At 66.6% G+C, this 22455-nt stretch carries 25 protein-coding genes and 1 tRNA gene; 13 read left to right on the forward strand and 13 right to left on the reverse strand.

Annotated features, from left to right (window positions below; all coding sequences use genetic code 11):
* Positions 1–9: 9 nt before the first annotated feature.
* Genes NFU08_RS07695 through NFU08_RS07710 form a run of 4 tightly spaced genes read left to right on the forward strand, consistent with a single transcriptional unit; the run spans position 10 to position 3455 of the window.
* Positions 10–996 (forward strand): ABC transporter substrate-binding protein, encoded by a 987-nt coding sequence (locus tag NFU08_RS07695; RefSeq protein ID WP_251421993.1) that lies wholly within the window; start codon positions 10–12, stop codon positions 994–996.
* Positions 993–1835 carry an ABC transporter permease gene (locus NFU08_RS07700; RefSeq protein ID WP_174181451.1) on the forward strand — a complete coding sequence of 281 codons (843 nt, stop codon included), beginning with the start codon at positions 993–995 and terminating at the stop codon, positions 1833–1835. Before NFU08_RS07695 ends, NFU08_RS07700 begins: the two co-directional genes overlap by 4 nt.
* Entirely contained in the window at positions 1832–2605 is a 774-nt protein-coding gene (locus NFU08_RS07705) for an ABC transporter permease (RefSeq protein WP_174181453.1), read from the forward strand. Before NFU08_RS07700 ends, NFU08_RS07705 begins: the two co-directional genes overlap by 4 nt.
* On the forward strand, positions 2595–3455 hold the full coding sequence (locus NFU08_RS07710; RefSeq protein WP_251421997.1) for an ABC transporter ATP-binding protein: 861 nt from the start codon (positions 2595–2597) through the stop codon (positions 3453–3455). The genes NFU08_RS07705 and NFU08_RS07710 overlap by 11 nt, the downstream gene beginning before the upstream one ends.
* Here NFU08_RS07710 and NFU08_RS07715 read toward each other — a convergent pair.
* From NFU08_RS07715 to NFU08_RS07725, 3 genes are all read right to left on the reverse strand, one after another.
* Complete coding sequence (locus NFU08_RS07715) at positions 3433–4068, reverse strand: DUF2461 domain-containing protein (protein WP_251422000.1); 636 nt, start codon at positions 4066–4068, stop codon at positions 3433–3435. The two genes, NFU08_RS07710 and NFU08_RS07715, sit on opposite strands and share 23 nt — an antisense overlap.
* A 143-nt stretch (positions 4069–4211) precedes the next feature.
* Positions 4212–5708 carry a catalase gene (locus tag NFU08_RS07720; protein WP_251422002.1) on the reverse strand — a complete coding sequence of 499 codons (1497 nt, stop codon included), beginning with the start codon at positions 5706–5708 and terminating at the stop codon, positions 4212–4214.
* Positions 5709–5724: 16 nt separating this feature from the next.
* The gene (locus NFU08_RS07725) at positions 5725–6210 is read right to left on the reverse strand and encodes a Fur family transcriptional regulator (RefSeq protein ID WP_174181459.1); all 486 of its coding nucleotides are present in this window, start codon (positions 6208–6210) and stop codon (positions 5725–5727) included.
* Positions 6211–6305: 95 nt separating this feature from the next.
* Here NFU08_RS07725 and NFU08_RS07730 point away from each other — a divergent pair, with 95 nt between their 5' ends.
* Both NFU08_RS07730 and htpX read left to right on the forward strand, forming a co-directional pair.
* The gene (locus NFU08_RS07730; protein ID WP_251422005.1) at positions 6306–7577 is read left to right on the forward strand and encodes an MFS transporter; all 1272 of its coding nucleotides are present in this window, start codon (positions 6306–6308) and stop codon (positions 7575–7577) included.
* Positions 7578–7609: 32 nt separating this feature from the next.
* The gene (gene htpX / locus NFU08_RS07735; protein WP_174181464.1) at positions 7610–8476 is read left to right on the forward strand and encodes a zinc metalloprotease HtpX; all 867 of its coding nucleotides are present in this window, start codon (positions 7610–7612) and stop codon (positions 8474–8476) included.
* A 48-nt stretch (positions 8477–8524) separates the two neighbouring features.
* Here the strand turns inward: htpX and NFU08_RS07740 are convergent, their stop codons facing one another.
* Positions 8525–9016: a YajQ family cyclic di-GMP-binding protein gene (locus tag NFU08_RS07740; RefSeq protein WP_104184409.1), complete on the reverse strand. Its 492-nt coding sequence runs from the start codon at positions 9014–9016 to the stop codon at positions 8525–8527.
* A 196-nt stretch (positions 9017–9212) separates the two neighbouring features.
* Between NFU08_RS07740 and NFU08_RS07745 the strand changes: the two genes are divergently transcribed.
* The 3 genes from NFU08_RS07745 to NFU08_RS07755 all read left to right on the forward strand — a co-directional run bounded on the left by NFU08_RS07745 (position 9213) and on the right by NFU08_RS07755 (position 10438).
* Complete coding sequence (locus NFU08_RS07745) at positions 9213–9467, forward strand: hypothetical protein (protein WP_251422009.1); 255 nt, start codon at positions 9213–9215, stop codon at positions 9465–9467.
* Between the two features lie 168 nt (positions 9468–9635).
* A tRNA-Tyr gene (locus NFU08_RS07750) sits at positions 9636–9717 on the forward strand.
* A gap of 289 nt (positions 9718–10006) precedes the next feature.
* Positions 10007–10438 (forward strand): CBS domain-containing protein, encoded by a 432-nt coding sequence (locus NFU08_RS07755; protein ID WP_174181468.1) that lies wholly within the window; start codon positions 10007–10009, stop codon positions 10436–10438.
* 199 nt (positions 10439–10637) lie between these two features.
* On the opposite strand, the gene NFU08_RS07760 is transcribed toward NFU08_RS07755, so the two are convergent.
* Entirely contained in the window at positions 10638–11642 is a 1005-nt protein-coding gene (locus NFU08_RS07760; RefSeq protein ID WP_251422012.1) for a LysM domain-containing protein, read from the reverse strand.
* 366 nt (positions 11643–12008) lie between these two features.
* Positions 12009–12740: a potassium channel family protein gene (locus NFU08_RS07765; protein ID WP_174181472.1), complete on the reverse strand. Its 732-nt coding sequence runs from the start codon at positions 12738–12740 to the stop codon at positions 12009–12011.
* Between the two features lie 69 nt (positions 12741–12809).
* Between NFU08_RS07765 and NFU08_RS07770 the strand changes: the two genes are divergently transcribed.
* A complete protein-coding gene (locus NFU08_RS07770; protein WP_174181474.1) occupies positions 12810–13358 on the forward strand; it encodes a thioesterase family protein in 549 nt (182 codons plus the stop codon).
* A gap of 4 nt (positions 13359–13362) precedes the next feature.
* On the opposite strand, the gene NFU08_RS07775 is transcribed toward NFU08_RS07770, so the two are convergent.
* Together NFU08_RS07775 and NFU08_RS07780 are read right to left on the reverse strand one after the other, a co-directional pair.
* Complete coding sequence (locus NFU08_RS07775) at positions 13363–14160, reverse strand: ABC transporter permease subunit (RefSeq protein ID WP_251422015.1); 798 nt, start codon at positions 14158–14160, stop codon at positions 13363–13365.
* Entirely contained in the window at positions 14157–15080 is a 924-nt protein-coding gene (locus NFU08_RS07780; RefSeq protein WP_251422019.1) for an ABC transporter ATP-binding protein, read from the reverse strand. Before NFU08_RS07780 ends, NFU08_RS07775 begins: the two co-directional genes overlap by 4 nt.
* Before the next feature lie 157 nt (positions 15081–15237).
* Here NFU08_RS07780 and NFU08_RS07785 point away from each other — a divergent pair, with 157 nt between their 5' ends.
* Entirely contained in the window at positions 15238–15663 is a 426-nt protein-coding gene (locus tag NFU08_RS07785; protein ID WP_104184401.1) for a co-chaperone YbbN, read from the forward strand.
* A 58-nt stretch (positions 15664–15721) separates the two neighbouring features.
* Here NFU08_RS07785 and NFU08_RS07790 read toward each other — a convergent pair whose 3' ends face one another.
* Positions 15722–16000 (reverse strand): putative quinol monooxygenase, encoded by a 279-nt coding sequence (locus tag NFU08_RS07790; protein WP_251422022.1) that lies wholly within the window; start codon positions 15998–16000, stop codon positions 15722–15724.
* A gap of 104 nt (positions 16001–16104) precedes the next feature.
* Between NFU08_RS07790 and NFU08_RS07795 the strand changes: the two genes are divergently transcribed.
* Complete coding sequence (locus tag NFU08_RS07795; protein ID WP_251422025.1) at positions 16105–17781, forward strand: AMP-binding protein; 1677 nt, start codon at positions 16105–16107, stop codon at positions 17779–17781.
* A 2-nt stretch (positions 17782–17783) separates the two neighbouring features.
* Here NFU08_RS07795 and NFU08_RS07800 read toward each other — a convergent pair whose 3' ends face one another.
* From NFU08_RS07800 to NFU08_RS07810, 3 genes are all read right to left on the reverse strand, one after another.
* The gene (locus tag NFU08_RS07800) at positions 17784–18593 is read right to left on the reverse strand and encodes an ABC transporter permease (RefSeq protein WP_251422028.1); all 810 of its coding nucleotides are present in this window, start codon (positions 18591–18593) and stop codon (positions 17784–17786) included.
* Positions 18593–19561 (reverse strand): ATP-binding cassette domain-containing protein, encoded by a 969-nt coding sequence (locus tag NFU08_RS07805; RefSeq protein WP_251422031.1) that lies wholly within the window; start codon positions 19559–19561, stop codon positions 18593–18595. Before NFU08_RS07805 ends, NFU08_RS07800 begins: the two co-directional genes overlap by 1 nt.
* A gap of 129 nt (positions 19562–19690) precedes the next feature.
* On the reverse strand, positions 19691–20674 hold the full coding sequence (locus NFU08_RS07810) for a DNA-3-methyladenine glycosylase (RefSeq protein ID WP_251422034.1): 984 nt from the start codon (positions 20672–20674) through the stop codon (positions 19691–19693).
* Between the two features lie 169 nt (positions 20675–20843).
* Here NFU08_RS07810 and NFU08_RS07815 point away from each other — a divergent pair, with 169 nt between their 5' ends.
* Positions 20844–21251 (forward strand): VOC family protein, encoded by a 408-nt coding sequence (locus tag NFU08_RS07815; RefSeq protein ID WP_251422244.1) that lies wholly within the window; start codon positions 20844–20846, stop codon positions 21249–21251.
* 2 nt (positions 21252–21253) lie between these two features.
* Here the strand turns inward: NFU08_RS07815 and NFU08_RS07820 are convergent, their stop codons facing one another.
* Positions 21254–22420 carry an SLC13 family permease gene (locus NFU08_RS07820; RefSeq protein ID WP_251422247.1) on the reverse strand — a complete coding sequence of 389 codons (1167 nt, stop codon included), beginning with the start codon at positions 22418–22420 and terminating at the stop codon, positions 21254–21256.
* Positions 22421–22455: the final 35 nt, after the last annotated feature.

Below are 22455 nucleotides of genomic sequence, written 5' to 3' on the forward strand. Positions count from 1 at the left end.
GGAGTGAACATGAAAAGTCGTCTTATTTCCGTCCTCGCAGCGGCCTCCATCCTGGGGCTGGCGGCCTGCGGCAGCGGCTCGCCCAGTTCCACGGGAGGCGGAACCGCACCCGCCACCGGGGGCGGGGATGCGGGTTTGACCAAGGTCAGCGTGGGCGTCATCCCCATTGTCGACTGCGCGCCCATCTATCTCGGTGACAAGCAGGGCTTCTTCAAGGAAGAGGGCCTTGAGCTGGATATCCAGACAGCCACCGGAGGCGCGGCGATTGTCCCCGGCGTGGTCAGCGGCAGCTTCGACTTCGCCTTCTCCAACCTGATCTCGGTCATGGTGGCCAAGGACAAGGGGCTGGACCTGAAGTTCGTGGCAAACGGTGCCTCCACCACGGGTGAAGAGGGCAAAGACATCGGCGGTGTCGTTGTCCCGGCCGGATCGGACATCCAGTCCGCCAAGGACCTCGCCGGCAAAACTGTTTCCGTGAACAACCTCTCCAATATCGGCGACACCACCATTAAGTCGGTCATCGAGAAGGACGGCGGCGATCCCAGCGGCGTGAAGTTCGTGGAAGTTGCCTTCCCTGACGCACCTGCGGCGCTGGCCAACAAGCAGGTGGATGCAGCATGGATCCTTGAGCCGTTCCTGTCCAAGGCCGTGGATGAGGGCGGAACGGTGGTGTCATCGAACTTCGTGGAGATGAGCCCGGAACTCGATATCGCCGGCTACTTCACCAAGGGCGACACCATCAGCGGTAAAGCCGACCTGACGGAGAAGTTCACCCGCGCCATGAACAAGTCCCTGGAATACGCCCAGGAGCACCCGGACGAAGTCCGCGAGATCGTGGGCACGTACACCAAGATCGACGAGGCCACACGGGCGAAGACGATCCTCCCGCGCTACCGCGTTGAGTTCGACGAGGGCGCGTTCAAGACGCTGGGCGACGCGGCAGCCAAGTACGGCACCCTCTCCAAAGCCCCCAGTGCGGACGACCTCCTCCCGTGAGTTCGGAAACCCTGGCCGCCGGCGGTGCCGCTCCATCCGTGGAGCGGCAGCGCCGGAAGGCGGGCAAAGGAGCAGCGAAACAGCTGCTGGGGATCCTGGGCATCATCGGATTCCTGGCGACGTGGGAGCTCATTCCCCGGCTTGGCCTGATCGATGAACGGTTCCTCCCGCCCGCCAGCGAGGTCATCGCCGCCCTGGTTGTCGACTTCGGACTGACGGCCTTCTGGGTTGCGGTGGGCGAGACCATGAAGGCGTGGTTCCTCGGCCTGCTGATGGCCGTGGCGGCCGCCGTGCTGCTGGGCTTCATCATCGGCTCCAGCGAGTTCCTGCGGAAGGCCACCAACTCCACGATCGAGTTCCTTCGACCCATCCCGTCGGTTGCCCTCATCCCGTTGGCCGTGCTGCTCTTCGGCGTGAAAATTGAGTCGTCCCTCCTCCTGATTGTGTACGCCTCCTTCTGGCAGGTCCTGATCCAAGTGCTGTACGGGGTGGCCGACGTGGACATGGTTGCCAACAACACCGCCAGGACGTACGGCCTGGGCAGGATGGCCCGGATCCGGTACGTGGTCTTTCCCACCGCCCTGCCCTACCTGATGACGGGGGTGCGGCTCGCCGCGGCCGTGGCTCTGGTCCTGGCCATCACCGCGGAACTCGTCATCGGATCCCCGGGACTCGGCAGGGAAATCGCCCTGGCCCAGTCCGGCGGCGCCATCTCCGGCATGTACGCCCTGGTGCTGGCCACCGGTCTGATCGGCGTCCTGATCAACATGCTGATGCGCCAGATCGAAAAACGGATCCTGGGCTGGCACTCGTCCATCCGGTCGGAGGTGATCGTATGAGGACGGCCAGGAACATCGGCTACATCCTCGGGCTGCCCGTGCTGCTGGTCCTGGTCTGGTGGGTGTCCACCCTGGGCTCAGTCAACTTCTTTGTCCCCAAGCCGGCAGACCTCGTGGAGACGTTCGGCGAGGTCTGGTTCGGTGACCGCTTCTTTTCCGATGTCCTGCCCAGCCTGGGCCGGCTTGTGGTGGGCGTCGCCGTTGCCATCCTCATCGGGGTGGTGGGTGGTGTCCTGATCGGATCCGTCCGGTGGCTGCGTTCCCTCCTGGAACCGACGCTGGAGTTTTTCCGCGCCATCCCGCCCCCGGTCCTGGTGCCGGTCCTCATGCTGCTCATGGGAATCACCGATTCCATGAAGGTCATGGTGATCATTTCCGGCTGCGTCTGGCCGGTGCTGCTGAACACCATCGAAGGCGTCCGCGCCGTGGACCCTGTCCTCTCCGACTCCGCCCACACGTACGGCATCAGCGGCTGGGCGCGGGTCCGGTACCTGGTGCTGCCCTCCGCGAGCCCGCAGATCATGGCCGGAGTCCGACAGTCACTGTCCCTCGGGCTGATCCTGATGGTGATCTCCGAAATGTTTGCCTCGTCCTCCGGGCTGGGCTTTACGATCGTCCAGTTCCAGCGGTCCTTCGCCATCCCCGAGATGTGGTCCGGCATCGTGGTCCTGGGCCTGCTGGGCGTGGCCATGTCCTTCATCTTCCAGTGGGCCGAACGGAACATCCTGCGCTGGTACCACGGCCAGAAAGAGGTAGAAAATGCAGCCTGACCCCACCCAGCCGAACACGGAGGCCACGCTCTCCGTACGGGGGCTGAAGAAGGTCTACCAGACCGACGGCGGCGACGTCGAGGCTGTCCGAAACCTCACCTTCGACCTGCGCGCCGGGGAGCTGGCCTGCCTGGTGGGGCCCTCCGGGTCCGGCAAGACCACGCTGCTCAAGTGCATCTCCGGGCTCATGGCGCCCACCGAGGGCGAGGTGCTCCTGGACGGCAAGCGCGTGACCGGCCCGCCCAAGAAGATGGCGGTGGTGTTCCAGGAATACGGGCGTTCGCTGTTCCCGTGGATGCGGGTGCGGGACAACGTGGAGCTGCCGCTGAAGAACCAGGGTGTCCCCAAGGGCGAACGCGACCGGCTGGTGGATGATGCCCTTGAAGCAGTGGGCCTCTCCCACGTCCCGCGGTCCTACCCCTGGCAGCTCTCCGGCGGCATGCAGCAGCGCGTCGCAATCGCCCGGGCCATCGCTTACCAGCCCGAGGTCCTGCTCATGGACGAACCGTTTGCGGCGGTGGACGCGCAAACCAGGGCCGATCTTGAGGACCTGATCCGGGTTGTCTGGAAAAAGCTCGGCGTGACGGTGCTGTTCGTGACCCACGACATTGACGAATCGGTCTATCTTGGCGAGCGGGTCATCATCTTGTCGAGTTCTCCGACAGTGATCCAGGAGGATATCCAGATCGACCTCCCGGCGGACCGTGACCAGCTGAACACCCGTTCCCTGCCGCGCTTCACAGAGCTTCGCCACCACGTCTACGAACAGATCCAGCTGGCCAAGAAGGGACACCGGCCTGCTGCGGCATCAGCAGGTGAAACCCCCGTCAAGGGGCAGCGTACCGGCTGACCCAGTCCACCAACGGGCGCAGCCCATCCCACAGCGCCGCGATCTCCTGGACCGCGCCGGGTGTGGCCAGCCAATCCGGCCGGCCCATGCTGACGCTGGCTGAGAGGGACTTGTGCTTGAGGAGTTCCGCCCGCGGATGCTCACGGGCGTACCCCCGCGGGACTGTTTTCAGCTTCTCGCCCTCCACGGAGAAGCCGGCCGCGGCAACAGCCTCCACGATGTGGCGGAGAGCCTCACCTGTGCCTGAAGCGTCCACCGAGTTGCGGTAGCGGACCAGCTGCGCAGGGGTGTGCGAGTGGCAGCCCCCGCCCACCAGCAGGCCGTCGGCACTGATCTGCAGGTAGTAGCCAACGCCTTCCTGGACGGACGCCACCGCGCCCTGGGCCGTCTTGTACGGGGACTTGTCCTCTGAGAACCGGATGTCCCTGTTGGGCCGGAAGAGCTTCGCCGGACCGAACCGGGGCTCCAGTTCGGCGAGCAGAGATGCCAGGGGTTCCTTGACCAACGACTGGTATCCGGCCTTGTGCTCCTGCCACCACTCCCGGTTGTTGTTGTCCTGAAGCTCTTCGTAGAACCCGAAAGCGCCGGCCGGGATGCCCTGGAAAGTTGTCATGGTGCGAGCCTAGGCTCGCCCAACGCCGAAGGACAGTGCCCGGACAGGCTATGTGCAAAGGCTGCCTTATGTGGAAAAGGGACCACCCCGCCACGGAATCCGTGACGGGGTGGTCCCTTGGGGCAACCTCAGGAAAGGCTGGATCAGCCGATCTTGTTGGCCGATTCTGCGTCCGAAGCCGGGGCTGACGGAGCATCGGCGGCACCGAGGTTGGCACGCAGCTTGGCGCCGAGGTCGGCGTCAACGTTGGTCCAGTACTGGATGGCGCGTTCCTTGATGCCAGGGCTCTTCACGCCGCCAACGGCACCGGTGATGGTCTCGAGCAGGCGGGCCTTGGCTCCGTCGTCGAAAACCTCGCGGTACAGCGCGCCGGCCTGCACAAAGTCGCTGTCCTCAGCGTGGAGGGAGTGCGCAGCCAGCGTCAGCTCGCCGTCGTTCTCCCACCCGCCGGCCGGGTTCTGCGGCTCCACTGCAGCCGGGCCGCCCACGGAGTTGGGGGCGTACACGGGAACGGACGGGGCGTTGAAGTGGTAACGCCCGGCGCCGTCCTGGCTGTAGTTGTTGACCTGGTTCTTGGGCTGGTTCACCGGGATCTGGGCGTGGTTGGTGCCCACGCGGTATCGGTGTGCGTCCGCGTAGGAGAAGATGCGAGCCTGCAGCATCTTGTCCGGGGAGGCGGCGATGCCCGGAACGAAGTTCGACGGCGCAAAGGTGGCCTGCTCGATCTGCGCGAAGTAGTTCTCCGGGTTCCGGTTCAGCTCCATGGTGCCCACCTTGATCAGCGGGTAGTCGCCGTGCGGCCACACCTTGGTCAGGTCGAACGGGTTGAAGCGGTAGGTCTTGGCGTCCTCGTACGGCATGACCTGGACGTGGAGGTCCCAGGACGGGAAGTTGCCGGCTTCGATGTTCTCGGACAGGTCGCGGATGTAGTAGTCCGCGTCCGAGCCGGCCAGCTGCTCGGCCTGCTCGCTGCTCATGGAGTTCACGCCCTGGTTGGACTTGAAGTGGTACTTGACCCAGAAGCGCTCGCCCTCGGCATTGATCCACTGGTAGGTGTGCGAGCCGTAGCCCTGCATTTCACGCCAGGAGGCGGGCAGGCCGCGGTCGCCCATCAGCCAGGTGACCTGGTGGGCGGATTCGGGGGACAGGGTCCAGAAGTCCCACTGCATGTCTGCGTCGCGCAGGTGGGTGCCCGGGAGGCGCTTCTGGGAGTGGATGAAGTCCGGGAACTTGATGCCGTCGCGGATGAAGAAGACGGGGGTGTTGTTGCCCACGAGGTCGTAGTTGCCCTCGGAGGTGTAGAACTTCACGGCGAAGCCGCGGGGATCGCGCCAGGTGTCCGGGGAGCCGTTTTCGCCGGCCACGGAGGAGAAGCGGATCAGCATTTCGGTTTCGACGCCGGGCTGGAGGAAGGCTGCCTTGGTGTACCTGGACACGTCCTCGGTGGCCTTGAACGTGCCGAATGCGCCGCCGCCCTTGGCGTGCACTACGCGCTCCGGAACCCGCTCGCGGTTGAACTGGGCGAGCTTCTCCACCAGGTAGTGGTCAGTCAGGATGATGGCACCGTCGGCACCAACTGACTTGGAGTGCGCGTCGGACGTAACGGGGGCACCTGACTGGGTTGTTGAAATGGCAGTCATTGTTCTCCTATTTCTCTTATTTCTGTGGTTCTTCAGAGGGACGGTTGGAAGGAAGTTGTTGGGACTGCTGGCAGTCCTGGCAGATGCCCTGGTACATGACATCGGCGATCTGGATGGTCATCGGCTTGGCACCCTCATCCCAGTGGGGGGTGAGGCAGGGCGCATGGCCCACTGCGCAGTCGACGTCCTCCACCCGGCCGCAGCTGATGCAGATGGCGTGGTGGTGGTTGTCTCCCACGCGCGTCTCGTACAGCGCGGGGGAGTGCGGGGGCTCGAACCTGCGGAGCATGTGCAGGTCCGTCAGGTCGCCCAGCACCACATACACGGACTGGGCCGTCAGCTCGGGAAGCTCGGCGCGGGCGGCGCTCAGGATGCTTTCGGCGGGGGAATGGGGATGGCGTTCGACGGCGGCCAGGACCGCCAGCCGCTGTTTGGTCACCCTGCGGCCGTGGGCGCGCAGGGCGGCAGCCCATGCTTCGTGGCCGTCAAAGTGTTCCGTCATGTCACCATTGAAGCACTTATTATGAACATCTCACAATAAGGCAGGACTAACCTCGCGGGAACCAGCAGCCACATCCGCACCACTAGGGTTGCAGGGTGGGGAAACTGCTCGCTGACATCACGCCGCTCCGGGAGAGCCCGGCGTTCCGCAGGCTCTGGCTGGGATCCGCCGTGTCCGCCGTCGGAAGCCAGCTCACCCTGGTGGCAGTAAGCCTGCAGGTCTACCGCCTGACCCAGGACAGCTTCTACGTGGGGTTGCTGGCCGTTTTCGCCCTGGTGCCGCTGGTGATTGGCGGGCTGCTGGGCGGCTCCATTGCAGATGCCCACGACCGCCGGATGGTGGCATTGCTCGCCACCTCTGTCCTGTGGCTGACGACAGGCGTGATTGCCCTGCAGTCCTGGCTGCAACTGGACAGTGTGTGGCTCCTGTATCTGTTGGTGGCGGCGCAGAGCGGAGCCCAGGCCATCAACCAGCCGGCCCGCAGCGCCATCCTCTCCATGCTGGTCCGCAAGGAACTCCTGCCCGCGGCCAACGCCCTCAGCATGATGTCCTTCGGCCTCGCCATGACGGCAGGTCCCCTGCTGGCCGGCGTGCTGGTGGCCTGGATAGGGTTCGCGTGGACCTACACGCTTGACTTCATCAGCTTCGCGTTCGTGCTGTGGGCGGTGTACCGGCTGCCGCCCCTGCCGCCCTCGGGAACTCCGCGCAGGCCCGGACTCCGCTCCGTCGTCGAGGGCTTCCGCTTCCTTGGCACCCGGCCCAACGTGCGCATGACCTTCGTCATCGACCTGATCGCCATGATCCTGGCCCAGCCGCGGGCGCTCATGCCGGCCATCGGCGCGGTCCTGATCGGCGGCGGCGAGGCCACCGTGGGCATCCTCCTCGCCTCCACCGCCATCGGCGCCTTCCTGGCCGGGCTGTTCTCCGGGCCGCTCGGGAATGTCCGCCGGCAGGGGAGTGCCGTGGTCTTCTCGGTGATGGGGTGGGGCGCCTCCATTGCCGGGTTCGGGCTGGTGGTGCTGCTGGCCGGGCGCGCTCCGGACGGGGCGGTGACGCCGTGGCTGCTGCCTGCGGCACTGTGCTGCGCGCTGGCCGGGATTGCCGATTCCATCAGCGGCGTCTTCCGCCACACCATCCTGCAGGCAGCAACCCCGGACCACCTCCGCGGGCGCCTCCAGGGGGTGTTCATCGTGGTGGTGGCGGGCGGCCCCAGGATCGGCGACCTGCTGGCAGGCGGCGCAACCAAGGTCGTGGCAGAGGGCTGGGTCCTGCTGATCGGCGGCTTCCTCTGCGTCGCCGCCGCGTGGGCGGCCGCAAAGCTGCAGCCCGGCTTCAGGGAATACGACGCCCGGAACCCTGTTCCCTAGACAGCCGTTCCCTTAGTGAGTAAGGAGGAGACGTGCACAAACATTACAACGGCCTCAAGACGGCGGCGCTCTTCGGGGTGCTGTGGGCGGTGCTCCTCGGACTCGGGGCGGTGATCGGCACCAGCACCCGCAGCTCCGCGCCCATCTGGATCATGGCCTTGGTGGGGGTGTTTACCACCGCCTACGGATACTGGAACAGCGACAAGATCGCCATCCGGTCCATGCAGGCCATTCCCGTGGACGAGGCGCAGGCCCCGCAGCTGTACCAGATGGTCCGCGAGCTGTCGGCCCGGGCCAACCAGCCCATGCCGCGCATCTATCTGTCGCCCACCATGAACCCCAATGCCTTCGCCACCGGCCGGAATCCCCGCAACGCCGCGGTCTGCGTGACCCAGGGCATCCTGCAACTGTTGGACGCCCGGGAACTTCGCGGGGTCCTGGGACACGAGCTCATGCATGTCTACAACCGGGACATCCTCACCTCGTCGGTGGCGGCCGCCGTGGCCGGCGTGATCACGTCGGTGGGGCAGATGCTCCTCTTCTTCGGCGGCGGTGACCGGCGCAACGCGAATCCACTGGCCATGATCGCCATGGCGCTGCTGGCCCCCTTCGCGGCGTCCCTGATCCAGCTCGCCATTTCCCGGACGCGGGAGTACGACGCCGACGAGGACGGTTCGCAGCTGACCGGCGATCCGCTGGCCCTCGCCTCAGCCCTGGGCAAGATCGAGCGCGGCGTCAGCATCGCCCCGCTGCCCCAGGACCAGCGCCTGGTCAACGCCTCACACCTGATGATCGCCAATCCGTTCCGCGGCGGGGCGATGAACAAGCTGTTCGCTACCCATCCGCCCATGCGGGACCGGATTGCGCGGCTGGAGCGGATGGCTGGGCCGCCGGCCTGACGTACGGCCGGCGGCACAAATCCTGCGCGTCGAAACTGACGTGAAGGACTAGCTGCGGAAGTTCACAAACTGCAGGTCCGCTTCGTCGAAGTCCTTCAGCAGGGCCATGGTGGCCTGCAGGTCGTCACGGGACTTTGAGGTCACGCGCAGTTCGTCGCCCTGGATCTGCGACTTGACGGACTTGGGGGCCTCATCGCGGATGAGCTTGTTGATTTTCTTCGCCAGGTCCTGCGCGATTCCCTCCTTGATGGAGGCCTCGAGCCGGAACTCCTTGCCGGAGGCATACGGCTCGCCGGTGTCCAGGGACTTCAGCGAGATGCCGCGGCGGATCAGCTTGGACTGGAGGACATCCAGCACCGCGAGCACGCGTTCCTCAGAGTTGGCCTTCATCAGGATCTTGTCGCCGCTGAAGTCCACCTCGGCTCCCACGCCCTTGAAGTCGTAACGCTGGGCCAGTTCCTTCTGTGCCTGGTTCAGCGCGTTGGCCACTTCCTGCTTGTCCACTTTGCTTACGACGTCGAACGTTGACTCGCCTGCCATGACTCTCCTTGTGCCGGTGGGAACCCTGTGCGCGGACAGGGCTTGATCGCTGCCTAAAAGCCTAATACGGATGCCGGTGTTGGTGGGGGAGCGTGGGGAAGCCGGGTTCACAGTTCCCTCTCAGCGGACACCCGGAGGGAACGAAGGAGGCGGCCGCAGAGTTGAAGGAGTTGGGAAGTTGCAGGAAGGGAACACCATGCACCGCAAAGCCGTCCGGTACGCCACGCGAACCACCACGGCAGCAGCCGGAGCGGTTGCCGCGGCCGCCAGTTCCGTTGCGGCCGCGGCAGTTGCTGCGGCAATCGTCTTCAGTCCCGTGCCGGACGCTTCAGCCCGGATGGAAGGCGTCCACGAGGATCTGCTCAGGGCTGTCCAGCTGAACCAGATCACGGAGGAGCAGGCCCTGAAGTTCGAGGCGCGGCTCGCCGGCAGGATCCTCGGCGGGGCCTGATTCCGTCCATTTCCCCTGGTATTGCAAGGGTTTTGGGAGTGTCCGCGGCCCGATTCGATTCTTCGGCGGAAGTTCTGTAAAGTTGTCTTGCCCGCGGTTACTGGAAGCGGAACGGCCCGGAAACGGACGGTTCGCAGACTGCATTGGCGGGTACTTCTTTTGAAGTTCGGCAGATTACCCGAGCGGCCAAAGGGGGCTGACTGTAAATCAGCTGGCAACGCCTACGGGGGTTCGAATCCCTCATCTGCCACCCAAGGAAAAGCCTCCGGAACCGAATGGTTCCGGAGGCTTTTTTGTGTCCCGGAACCCGGAGCCTGCACCGCATAACGGGCTTTTTTGCGGGCCCTGCCCCCGGTGGTTACGGGCCGCGAAGAAGGCCGGAAATCCAGGAATTGTCCCCCGGCGCCGAGGGCGGAAGTCCCCTTCCAAAGCCGCGGAAAACCGCCGTCGACATCATCAGGAGCCCGGCGTAGGCTGGCAGCATCGGCGCATGTGCCCCGGTACCCTGCGTCGATATCCCCATCGATGAAGGAGGACCAATGAGTGCCGTACGTGAGTTCATGACGACGGACGCGCAGTGTATTAAGGAAAACCAGTCCCTGGTGGATGCCGCCAAGATGATGATGGACCTGGACTGCGGGTCGCTGCCCATCTGCGGTGACGACGGCAAGTTGAAGGGCATGATCACCGACCGCGACATCGTGCTCAAGTGCGTGGCGGCAGGACGCGATCCCCGCGAGATGATGGCCCGCGACCTCGCCTCGGGCCGGCCCCACTGGATCGACGCGGACGCGAACGTTGACGCGGCGATCGAGATGATGGAAACCCACCAGGTCCGCCGGCTCCCGGTGATCGCCGACCACAAGCTGGTGGGCATCATCAGCCAGGGCGACATTGCCCGGAACTACTCCGAGCAGCGCGTGGGTGAGCTCGTGGAGCACATCTCGGAGCGCAAACGGATGAACGCATAGGTTGGATTTCCCCGTCAGGGTTTCCCGCTACCAACGCCACGGGGTCCCCTCCGTGGCGTTTCTTTGTGTCCGGTCATGGCCTTGCCCGCGGCTCCCCGCCGTCAAGGCTAGGAACCGCGGACAAGCTTGCGAAACCCGGTGGCCCTTCAGCCGTTCCGGCCAGGGTGCCGGCGGGGCCTTCCCGTCAGTTCAGTGCACGTCAGTTCAGGGCAATCAGGAGCATCTGGCTGGTGCCCGGGATGCAGGTCTGGAGGATCGCCCGGGGGAAACCGCCGAAGACGGCAATGACGTCGTTGGTGGTCCCCGGGTTGGGCACCTGGCCCCGTGCTGAGACGGTATAGGTTCCGTAGCCCGGGATGCTGACGGTTTCCCCGACGCCTATGCCGGAGAACCGGGCCCACCCGCCACAAAAATCGTGCTCAGTGATAAAGAGCGAGTAGCCGTCGTTGGGCGTGTAGTGGATGGGCCCGATGCAGGCGTCCACCATGGACTGCCCGCCGGCGCCGGCCACGTAAATGGTGCGGACGGCCGGGGCTGCCGGGACAAAAACAGGAGCGGGGGCGGGAGCGGGGGCTGCTGCGGGTGCGGCGGCCGCCGGTGCGGGAGCCGGTGCCGGCGCATGGGCGGGCGTGTCCGCCGCTACCGCAACAGGCGGTCCCGTGAGCACCAGCGTCTGGCCCGGAACGATGATGCTGTAGTGGCCCAGTCCGTTCGCCGCGAGCATGGCGTTCATGTCCACGCCGTGCCTGGCCGCGATGGCTCCAACGGTATCGCCCGGAACCACGGTGTACAGGTTTGGGTCACCCGCCGGAGCAGGCGCAGGTTCAGGAGCTGGCGCAGGTGCTGGCTCCGGCGCAGGCGGTGGCGCCGGCTCGGCAGCGGGCGCCGGCGGGGCGGGAGCCCCGGAAACTGCCTCCGAAGCAGCCTCGGCCGCGGGCTGGGCTTCGGCGGCTGCTGCGGCGTTCGGCACCTCCGGCAACGCGGCGGCGGCAACCTGCCCAACCGTCGTCGTGCCCTGGTCCACTGACGCGGGCGGCCCCGCCAGGGCGCCGACGCCCACCGCCGCCACCACGGCGGCTGTTGCCATGCCGGCCCACAGCCTGTTGCTGATGGCCGGCCGTCCAGTGGTGATCTCGGTGCGGGGTTCATCCGTGGCGAAGCTCCTGCTGGGGCCTTCGGGGATGGAAAGGTATGGCTGGTTCATGGGTAGCCCGTCCAGGCTCGGTCCAGCTGGGCCGGAGCGGTGCGCTTCGGCGGGCGGGACGGATCGAGGGGAACGCGCCGGCCGCCACCGCTGACGCGGGGCCGCGGAAAGGCGCGGGATGGAGGCATCCGCATACCCAGAAAATACGGAGGCTCCGCGAGGGCGGGACCCCGGGAAGCAACTCCGGGGGACCGCCGGCACTGTGTTCGGTCCTAGGAATCCCGAGTCTAGGAAGGGCGCACCTTAGCGGCACCAGTAGGAATTACCCGAATATTTGAGTGCGGTACTTGGTGGCGCGGAACCTGCTACTCAACCGCGGAAGGCCCGGTACTTGCCGGGCAGCGGTGTTTTCCGGACAGCCGCGGGCTAGGGCGTTCGCCGTTCCTGGAGGGCAGCGATCTCACGCCGCAGCGCGGCAATTTCGGCCGCGAGGTCCGCCACCTCCGCACGGACCGGTTCCTCGGCCTCGGAGACTGCCTCAGCCGTATCCTCTACCCGCTGGACCAGCCACGAGGCGATGGACGCCGTGACCACGCCCAGCACGGCGATGCCGCTCATCATCAGGGCAGCGGCAACCATCCGCCCGATCGGCGTCACCGGGTACATGTCGCCGTAACCCACGGTGGTGATGGTGGTCATGGCCCACCACAAGGCATCGCCGAAGGTGACGATCTTCGCGTCCGGGGCCGACTGCTCCACGTCCAGGACCGCCAGGGCGCCCACGAACACCAGCATCGTGGCTGAACCCGCCACATACGTGACCACCCGGCCCCTCAAGGTGTCGCCCAGTGTCCGGTGCAGCACGGACAACAGTGTCACGAGCCGCAGGAGGCGCAGCGGCCGGAAGAACGGCAGCGCCACGATCACCAGCTCGTGCAGGTTCCGGACAAACCAGCTGCCGCGGTCCGCTGCCAGCCACAGGTTGGCCAGGTAGTCCACGGCAAAGATGCCCCAGGTGGCCCACATGACAGCCTCGAGCAGGAGGGCGGCGCTGCCTTCGATCCGGCCAATCACCTGCCACGCGTAGGCCCCCAGGAAGATGAGCGCCGTCACCGTGAGAGGCCAGTCCGCCAGATCCCGGTAGCGTTGTTGCGTCATGCAGGAAATCCTACTGGCAGCGCCATGGCGCGCTGCGGACCCAATGTTACTGGCGGGTAGCATTGGGGGATGCACCTCCTCCTGAGAACCCTGCTGATGCTGGTCCGTTCGTCGCGCCGGCCGCCCCTGACCGTCTGGGACAGCTCATCGCTTCCGCTGCGGGTCCTGCCGACGGACATCGACATTGCCATGCACGTCAACAACGGTATGTACCTGTCCCTCATGGACCTGGGTCGGTTCGACCTGATGGTGCGCAGCGGGGTCTGGAAGCGGATGCGACGGCGCGGCTGGGGACCGGTGGTGGCGGCGGAGACCATCGCCTTCCGGAAGTCCCTCCAGCTGTGGCAGCACTACACCATCGAGACCCGCATCATCGGGCTGGATGCCAAAGCCATCTTCTTTGAACAGCGCATGGTTGCCGACGGTGAGGTGTACGCCCGCGCGTACATCGCCACCCGGCTGGTCCACAAGGGGCGGCCCGTCAGCCAGGCGGACATCCTGAAGGAGTTCGGCGAACCGCCTGCGGACCTGGAGCTTCCCGACTGGATCCACGAATGGCGGGCGTCCAGCACGCTGCCCGGGAGCCGGACACCAGCACCGCACAGCTGGGAAGCGTAGCGGCTTAGGCGCCCACGTCCCTCCGCTCCAGGGCAACGGCGGCGAGCGCCACCAGCGCGGCCGAGATGGCCCACAGCCATGCCGCCGCCGGCCAGTCCGCCCCGTTCGCCACCGGCGAGTTTCCGTAGGCCCAGTGGTAAGGGCTGAGGTTCAGCAGCCACTCCACGTCCTTGCTCTGCCGTCCCACCGCGTTGAACACATACCCGAGCACACCGACGCCGGCGCCGGCTGCCAGCCCGTACGTGCGGCGGCCGGTAACAGCGCCAACACAGAGGGCAGCCGTTCCGCTCAGCAGTGCCAGCCCGGCGAACAGCACGGAGGCGCCCAGCAGGTTGCCCAGCCCAATGCCCAGCTGCGCCGGCCCGTTCAGCAGCCACACCAGGGAGCAGACCAGAGTCGCCAGCAGCACCACGCGCAGCAGCAGGGCAAGGGCCCGTTCCAGCACCACCTGCACCCTGCGCACCCCGTGCGCCAGGGTCAGTTCCAGCTGGCCCGACTCCTCGTCCCCGCCCACGGCCGCGGCGCCCCAGGAGACGGATGCGATGGTCATCAGGAGGAAGCCGAGGAGCCCGAACAGCGTGGCCTGCGTGTAGCCCGGACCGGTGGCAATCTGGTCATAGTTCAGCGCCTTTGTCATCTCCGGAGGGAGGGCATCGATCATGTCCTGCATCTGCGCGCTGCCGCCGATGGACGGGTACAGCGGCAGGTAGAGGAAGATCGCGGCGGCCAGGCCCAGCGCCCAGCCCAGGGTGGAGCGCCACGTGTCAAAGAAGGCCCGGCGGAACAATGGAAGAGTTGTCACCGTGCCTCCTCCTGCGGGGCGGCGTACATCGTCAGCACTGCTTCCTCCAGGTCCGGTTCCTCCAGGACGAGGTCAGTCAGCCGGAGGGAAGCCAGCATCCTCACCAGCGGCTGGATGTCCCCGCCAAGGGTGGCGGACAGCGTCGCCGTGCCGTCGGACTCCAGCACCTCCACGTGTCCGACGCCGGGCACGCCACTGAGCAGCGCAGCGGCGTCGTGCGCTGCAATGCCGGAGGTGGTGAAGCGGACGCGGCGCAGGGCACCTTCGCGGAGGCCGCTGACTGATTCGACGGCGATGATCCTGCCGTCCCGGAGGATGGCCACCGTGTCCGCTGTCTGCTGGACCTCGCTCAGGACGTGCGAGCTGAGGAAGATGGTCTGGCCGCGGTGCCTTGCCTCGCGCACCATGGCGTGGAACTCCTGCTGGACCAGGGGGTCCAGGCCGCTGGTGGGCTCATCGAGGACCAGGAGCTCGGGCTGGTGCATGAACGCCTGCACCAGGCCCAGTTTCTGCTTGTTGCCCTTGGATAGCTTGCGGATATGGCGGGTGAGGTCCAGACCCAGCCGCTCCGCCAGCTGGTCCACCCGGCCCGGCGGCACCGGCCCGCTGATTGCCTCATAGTGGGCCAGCAGGGTGCGCCCCGTTACCCGGCCGGCCAGGAACAGCTCCCCGGGAAGGTAGCCGATGCGGCGCCGCAGTTCCGGACCGCCTGCCCGCGGGTCGGTCCCCAGCACCCGGATGGTCCCGCTGGTGGGGCGGATGATGTCGAGCAGGCAGCGCATGGTGGTGGTCTTTCCGGCACCGTTCGGGCCGATCACACCAAAGACGGAGCCGGCCTCTACCTCGAAATCCACGCCGTGGAGCACTTCGCGGCGCCCGAATTTCTTGGTCAGGGACTTCGCTGAGATAGCGGTTGCCATCAGACCTCCTGGGTGCGCACGCGCGGCAATGACCCCAGACTAGGCGCCGCCGGCCGCCCTGTACATTGCGGCTGCCCGTGTTATTCCCGATGACGCGGGGAGCGAACAAGGGGCCGCAGGCGGGACAGGGCGGGGGAGCGGCGCGTACCGTTGACACATGGCTACCCTTGACATCACAGGTGAACAGTTCGCATCCACCATTGAAGGCAACGACATTGTCCTGGTGGATTTCTGGGCGGAATGGTGCGGGCCCTGCAAGCAGTTCGGTCCCACGTACTCGGCCGTGTCGGAGAAGCACCCGGATGTCCTCTTCACCAAGGTGGACACCGAGGCGGAGCAGCAGCTCGCCGCCGAGGCAGGCATTTCGTCCATCCCCACCCTGATGGCCTTCCGTGAAAAGGTGCTGGTGTTCTCGCAGCCCGGCGCGCTGAACGCCCAGCAGCTCGAACAGGTGGTGGACGCCGTGAAGGCCCTGGACATGGAGGAAGTCCACGCCCACGTGGCACGCCAGCGTGAAGAGGCCGCTGCCGCCGCCGGCAAGCCGGCCGGTCCGCAGGACGGCACACAGATCCCGGACGCCTAGGACTTAGACAAAATGCGGGACCTCCCAGTGGGAGGTCCCGCATTTTTGGTTAAGACAGCTAGATCCGTTCCACCTTGACGGGCTCGGCCAGGAGCGCGCTCAGTGATTCGTTCAGGTCCTGCACGGCGATGCCCTTGGAGTGCTTGGCCAGGTCATCCTCCGACGCCCACTGCTCCGTCAGGACCAGCTTCTCCTCGGTGGCTTCCGTCAGCTCGTACCGGATGCAGCCGGGCTCATTCACCACCTCGTCGATGGCGATTTCGAGGGCCAGCTTGACGCGGTGGAACTCGCCGTCGTTGGGGATGAACGTTGCCTGCAGGTCAATGGGAGAAGTCATGGATTTCACAATACCGGCACCTGCGGACGGCTTTCGTTCTGTTGCGCCGGACACCGCTTCCGCTGGTGCTTTCATTGCCGGAAGCCACTTGGTAGCGTGCCAGCATGCGCGCCTACACAGCCGGGGACACTGACGTCCCGCTGCTCCATGAAACCATCGGCCGGAACTTTGAGCGGGTGGCGGCCCGCTTTCCCTTCCACGACGCACTGATCGAGGCTGCACCTGTTCCGGGCGCCGACGCCCGCCGCTGGAGCTACACCAAGATGAACGACGACGTCGACCGGCTCGCGCGTGCGCTCCTCGCCCTCGGCGTCGCCAAGGGTGACCGCGTTGGAATCTGGAGTCCCAACTGCGCCGAATGGACCCTCCTCCAGTACGCCACCGCCAAGGCCGGGGCCATCCTGGTCAACGTCAACCCTGTCTACCGCAGCCACGAACTGGAATTCGTGGTGCGGCAGAACGGTATGCGGATGCTGGTCACCGCCCCGTCGGATACGAACAGCGACTATGTGGGGATGGCCCGGAAGGCGCTCGCGGAGTGCCCGGACCTGCGCGAGCTGGTTTTCCTGCCCGCGCCGGCGGAAGCCGGGTTCGACGCCGGCGTCCCCCAAAGCGATGCGGAGCTGACGTACGCGGAGCTGCTTCGGCGGGCGGACGACGTCGGACATACCGGGCTGCAGGCCCGGATGGCTGAACTTGACCCGCACGATCCCATCAACTTGCAGTACACCTCCGGGACCACGGGCTTCCCCAAGGGGGCCACGCTCACGCACCACAACATCCTCAACAACGGGTTCTCGATCGGCGAACTGCTCGGGTACACGGAGCACGACAGGGTGGTGATCCCGGTGCCGTTCTACCACTGCTTCGGGATGGTGATCGGCAACCTGAACGCCCTGAGCCACGGCGCTGCCACCATCATCCCCGGCCGCGGATTCAGCCCGGCCGCCGCCTTGGAGGCCGTCCAGGATTTCGGCGGGACCTCCCTGTACGGCGTGCCCACCATGTTCATCGCCGAGCTGGCGCTGCCGGACTTTGCTTCCTACGACCTGTCCACCCTGCGCACGGGTGTCATGGCCGGCTCGCTGTGCCCCATCGAGGTGATGAACCGGGTGATGTCGGAGATGAACATGGTGGATGTGGCCATCTGCTACGGCATGACTGAAACGTCGCCGGTGTCCACCATGACCCGGCAGGGGGACAGCCTGCAGCAGCGCACCGAGACGGTGGGACGCACCATGCCCCACCTGGAGAGCAGGATCATCGATCCCGGATCGGGGGAAGTGCTGGAGCGGGGCCGCATCGGGGAGCTCTGCACCCGGGGCTATGCCGTGATGGAGGGGTACTGGAACCAGCCGGACAAGACCGCCGAGGCCATCGATGCCGACGGCTGGATGCATACCGGGGACCTTGCCCGGATGGACGATGACGGGTACGTCGTCATCGAGGGCCGGATCAAGGACATGGTGATCAGGGGCGGCGAAAACATCTATCCGCGGGAGATTGAGGAGTTCCTCTTCGCCCACCCGTCGATCCAGGATGTGCAGGTCATCGGGGTGCCGGATGCAAGGTACGGCGAGGAGCTGATGGCGTGCATCATCCTCAAGCCCGGCGCCCAGCCGCTGGACGCGGGCTCCCTTGCCGAGTACTGCCGGGGGAAGCTGGCCCACTACAAGATTCCCCGCTACGTGGAGGTCCGGGAGCGGTTCCCCATGACCGTGTCCGGGAAGGTCCGCAAGGTGGAGATGCGCCAGGAGGCTGTGGCCCGGCTGGGGCTGTGACGTCAGCGGATGTTGCGGCTGATGGCTTTTACACCCACAGCAAGGCCGACGGCGGCTGTCACCGAGGCGGCAACAAGGCCCAGGAGGGTGTGCGTCCCGACGCTGCCCGCAAACAGTTCACGCTCTGCGTTCACCAAATAGGTCAGGGGGTTGACCAGGCTGGCCGTCCTCATCCACCCGGGTCCCGCCTCGATGGGAAGCATGATGCCGGAGAGGATCATCAGCGGGAACAGCAGTGTCTGCTGGACTCCCCAGAAGATCCACTCCTTGTTCTGGGAGACGAGCGCCAGTGCATAGGACAGGGCGCCAAGCCCTATTCCGAAGATCCCCAGGATGACCAGCCCGGCCAGCACGTGCAGCGGGTAGAACACGAAGCCGAAGGGGATGCAGACCAGTGCGATGAGGAGCCCCTGGACCACCAGCGGCGCCCACTCCTTCAACGCCCGCCCGATCATCAGCGAGGACCGGGACAGCGGCGTTGCCAGGATGCGCTCATAGGAGCCCGTCATGAGCTCATACTGCAGGTTTGAACCGGTCATGGACGTTCCGAAGAGGGCGATCATCACCACCACGCCCGGAAGGAACCACTGGAGCGTGGACTGTCCGCCGAACGCCGGCGCGCCCACGGCCGCCCCCAGCAACGGGCCGAACAGTCCCAGGAAGACCAGCGGCTGGAGCAGCGAGAACACCAGCGAGAACGGGTCCCTGAGCGGCAGCAGCATTTCCCGCCAGAACACGTACCTGGTGTCCTGCAGGACCCTGCCCAGCCCGGGCCTTTCCCGGGCGCCGGCAGCGGTGCCGTGCGTGGCCATCAGCGGTTCGCCCCTTCCCGCAGGTTGCGCCCGGTCAGTTCGAGGAACACATCGTCCAGGGTGGGCGGCTTCAGCTCCAGGGACTGGGCGGGAGCACCGGCGTCGTGCATCTCCAGCAGCAGCGCAGGCGCCAGTCGGGCACCTTCGGGAAGCCGGAGGCGGAAGCGGACAACGCCGTCGTACGAATTCTCGCTGACCTCCCCGCCCGCCGCCGCGCGCCCCAGCAGCCCCCGCACCCCGGCCGCGGAGGCCGCCGCCACCTCGACGGCCAGCAGGTCGCCCGCGAGGTTCGCCTTCAGCCGCGCGGCGGTGTCATCGGCAATGATCCTGCCGTGGTCGATGATGATGACCCGCTCGGACATGGAATCGGCCTCATCCATGTAGTGCGTGGTCAGCACAATCGTGGTGCCGTGTTCCTCGCGCATCCGCATGATGTGCTCCCACAGGTTGGCCCGGTTTTGCGGGTCCATCCCGGTGGACGGCTCGTCCAGGAAGAGCAGCCGCGGCGAGTGCATCAGCCCCAGCGCAACGTCCATTCTTCGCCGCTGCCCGCCGGAGAGCTTGAGGACTGTCCGCTTGGCGAGGTCCGCGAGGTCCAGGGAGTCCAGGAGTTCCCGGGCCCGGGCAAGGGCGTCCGCGGAGTTCATGCCGTAGAAGCGGCCCTGCATCACCAGCTCATCGATCACCCGGAAACTGTGGCCGCCGCCGTTGCCCTGGCCGATGTAGCCGATCCTGGCCCGCACTCCCGCCGGATCCGCGGTGACGTCCACGCCGGCAACCCTGGCTGTCCCCGAGGTGGGCGTCAGCAGGGTGGTGAGCATCCGCAACGTCGTGGACTTGCCTGCCCCGTTCGGGCCGAGGAAGGCCACAAGCTCGCCCGGCGCGACGTCGATGTCGACGCCCTTGACGGCTTCCACTGTTTCTTTCCTGACCGTGAACGTCTTTGCCAGTTTGTCCGTGTGGATCATGCGTGACTCCAGAGGATGCGGCGTGCCGGGGCTCTGGAACGGGCTCCCTGGCGCCACGCTATACCCATCCCCGGCACGAGTCCACGGAAAAATCGTGCACGTGCGTTGGGGCCGTGTCCCCGGCCGGCGTCAGTGCCGGCGGTGGTCCTGGATGGTCATCCGCGGACCGAACGTGGGTTTGCGGAAGCCGCTGCTTTGGATCATCCGCACCACCCGCTGGCGGTGCCCCGTCCAGGGTTCCAGCAGCCGGAGCATGCCGGCGTCATCCGTCCGGCGGCCGGTCAGCGCAGCCCCGACGTACGCGGCCAGGTGGTAATCGCCCACCGAGACGGAGTCGGGGCAGCCGTGCGTGCGCTGCACCACTTCGGCGGCCGTCCAGATGCCGATGCCGGGGATGGTCTGCATCCTGGCGGCCGCCTCCAGCGCCGGCAGTTCCGCCAGCCGTTCCAGCGCGACGGCAGAGCGCAGCGCCCGCATCACCGTCGCGGAGCGTTGCGGGCCCACCCCGGCCTTGTGCCACTCCCAGCTGGGGACCTGCAGCCACTGCGCCGCCGTGGGTGCCAGCACCAGGCCGGCGGGAGCCAGCGATCCAGCCATCGGCGCGGGGGATCCGTAGCGGTGGAGGAGGTACCGGTAGCCGCGGCGGGCCTCGATGACCGTGACTTTCTGTTCCAGGATGATGGGCACGAGCTGGTCCACCATGCGGCCGCTGGAGGGTAGCCGGACGGCCAGGCTTCTCCGCCGCGCTTCCCTGACCATGCGGGGGAGCGTGGTGTGGAACACCGGTTCGTCGAAGGCCGACCAATCGTCGTGCGCACCCAGGAGGCGCGGCACTGCCGCTGCCGCCGCGGCGGCACCCGGGCCCCAGGCCTGTACGTCCACCCGGTGCTCCATCTCCGCGCTGCCTGCCGGGCTGAGCCGGATGGTGGCGGGGCCCTCAGCTGTTGTGAAGGCGTTCCAGATGGCGCCGCCGTCCACCGCGAAGGACGGATCACTGTTGCCGCGCAGGAGCGGGCGGAGGGTCCGCACCAGGTCGTAGGGGCCACCCGGATACCACCGGAGTGAGGCGTCCGCGGCGGCCGCCAGCCGTGCGGGAACCTCTGCGATCGTCATTAAACCATCGTCCCACGGCGCCCCGACAGTTTGCCCGCCGGCTCCGCCGGCTCCGCCGTGCCGGTTCCCGGGCCCTTAACGGGCAGCGGACGGAGGACTAGAATCCCAGGTGTGGCGCGGGGCGTCCGCGCCCGTCCCTTCGAGATTCCAGAGATTCCAGGTGAGCGCAATGGGTGGAGTAGTACATTTCGAAATCCCCGCGGACGATCAGGAGCGGGCCAAGAAGTTTTACCACCAGGCCCTGGGCTGGCGGATAGAACCTGTCCCTGGAATGGACTACAACATGGTGATCACCACCCCCATGGACGAGGCCACCGGGCAGCCGACAACCGCTGGTGCGATCAACGGCGGCATGATGGCCCGGGAGGAAAAGATCGCCAACCCCGTCATCACGGTGGACGTGCCGGATATCGATGCCACGCTGAAAACGGTCGAGGAGCTGGGCGGTTCTGTTGTTATGCCCAAGAACGAGATCCCCGGAATGGGCTATTTCGCCTACTTCAAGGATCCTGAGGACAACGTCATGGGCCTGTGGGAGAACCTGCCCGCCGACCAGCAGGCGCAGTCCGCCGGGTAGCGTCAGGGCATCCCGGACGCCACCCAGAGGGCCACCACCGCAAGCGGGACCGTCAGGGCTGCCACCACCAGACCGGCCAGGGCAAAACCGCTCCACTTGATCCGGACGTTCAGCGCCCGCAGCCGCTCATGCCAGAGCAGGGTGGCAAGGGACGCCCACGGGGTGACGAGCGGGCCAAGGTTGACACCGATCAGCAGGGCGGCCACCCGGGCAGGAGAGCCGGCCACCGGCTCAAGGGCCAGATAGGCGGGCAGGTTGTTGGCTGCGTTGGCCGCTCCGGCTCCCAGCGCGGCCAGGTGCAGGAGGGCGGGCAGGCTCTCGCCCTGGCCGGCCGCGCCGGCCAGGAGCGCCGTCAACCCGCTGGCATGCAGTGCCTCAACAACCATGAACAGTCCCACCGTGAGCATCAGCGGACGCCACGGAACCATGGACCACCGCAGCACGGAGGGCCGCCGCCGGAGGAAGACCACCAGCAGGAAGGCTGCGGCCAGCATGGCCGGATACTGCACGGGTATGCCGGACACCAGGGCGGGCAGCAGGACCAGGAGGGTGGCCGCGGCAATGACCAGCAACGGCCGGTCCCGCACTGCGGGGGACCGTTGCGGCCGGTACCGTCCCCGCAGGTCCTTGCGGAACGCCAGCCACAACAGGGCCAGCGGAACCACGACCCCCACCAGGGCGGGCGCCCAGACTGTCCCCGCAAAGCCCAGGGGGCTCAGCCCCAGCGCGTCCTGCGCCAGCAGGTTCGTCAGGTTTGACACGGGCAGCAGGAGCGAGGCGGTGTTGGCGAGCCAGATGGTGGTCAGGGCGAAGGGGAGCGGCTGGATGCCGGCATGGACTGCCAGGAGGACCACCACCGGCGTTACGAGCACGGCAGTGGTGTCGAGCGACAGGAAAACAGTGGAAACAGTTGCCAGGGCCACGACAAGGAGCCACAGCAGGAACACGCGGCCCCGGCCCAGCCCCGCGAGCCTGTCCGTGACAACCTTGAACAGCCCGGCCTCGTCCAGCAGTTCCGTCAGCAGGGACATCGCAAGCACGAAGGCGAGGATGGGAACGGTGCGGCCCGCCAGGGCGTCGAAAGCGGGCAGGGGCAGTGACCCGAAGGCGAGGGATGCAACACCGGCCAGAAGCATCGCTCCGGGAAGGAGGTAGCTCCGGACTTTCATCAACCAGGCGAACTGCTGCACCGCCCCATGATCCC

The organism is Pseudarthrobacter sp. NCCP-2145 (assembly GCF_023708005.1).
Taxonomy (GTDB): Bacteria; Actinomycetota; Actinomycetes; order Actinomycetales; family Micrococcaceae; genus Arthrobacter; species Arthrobacter oxydans.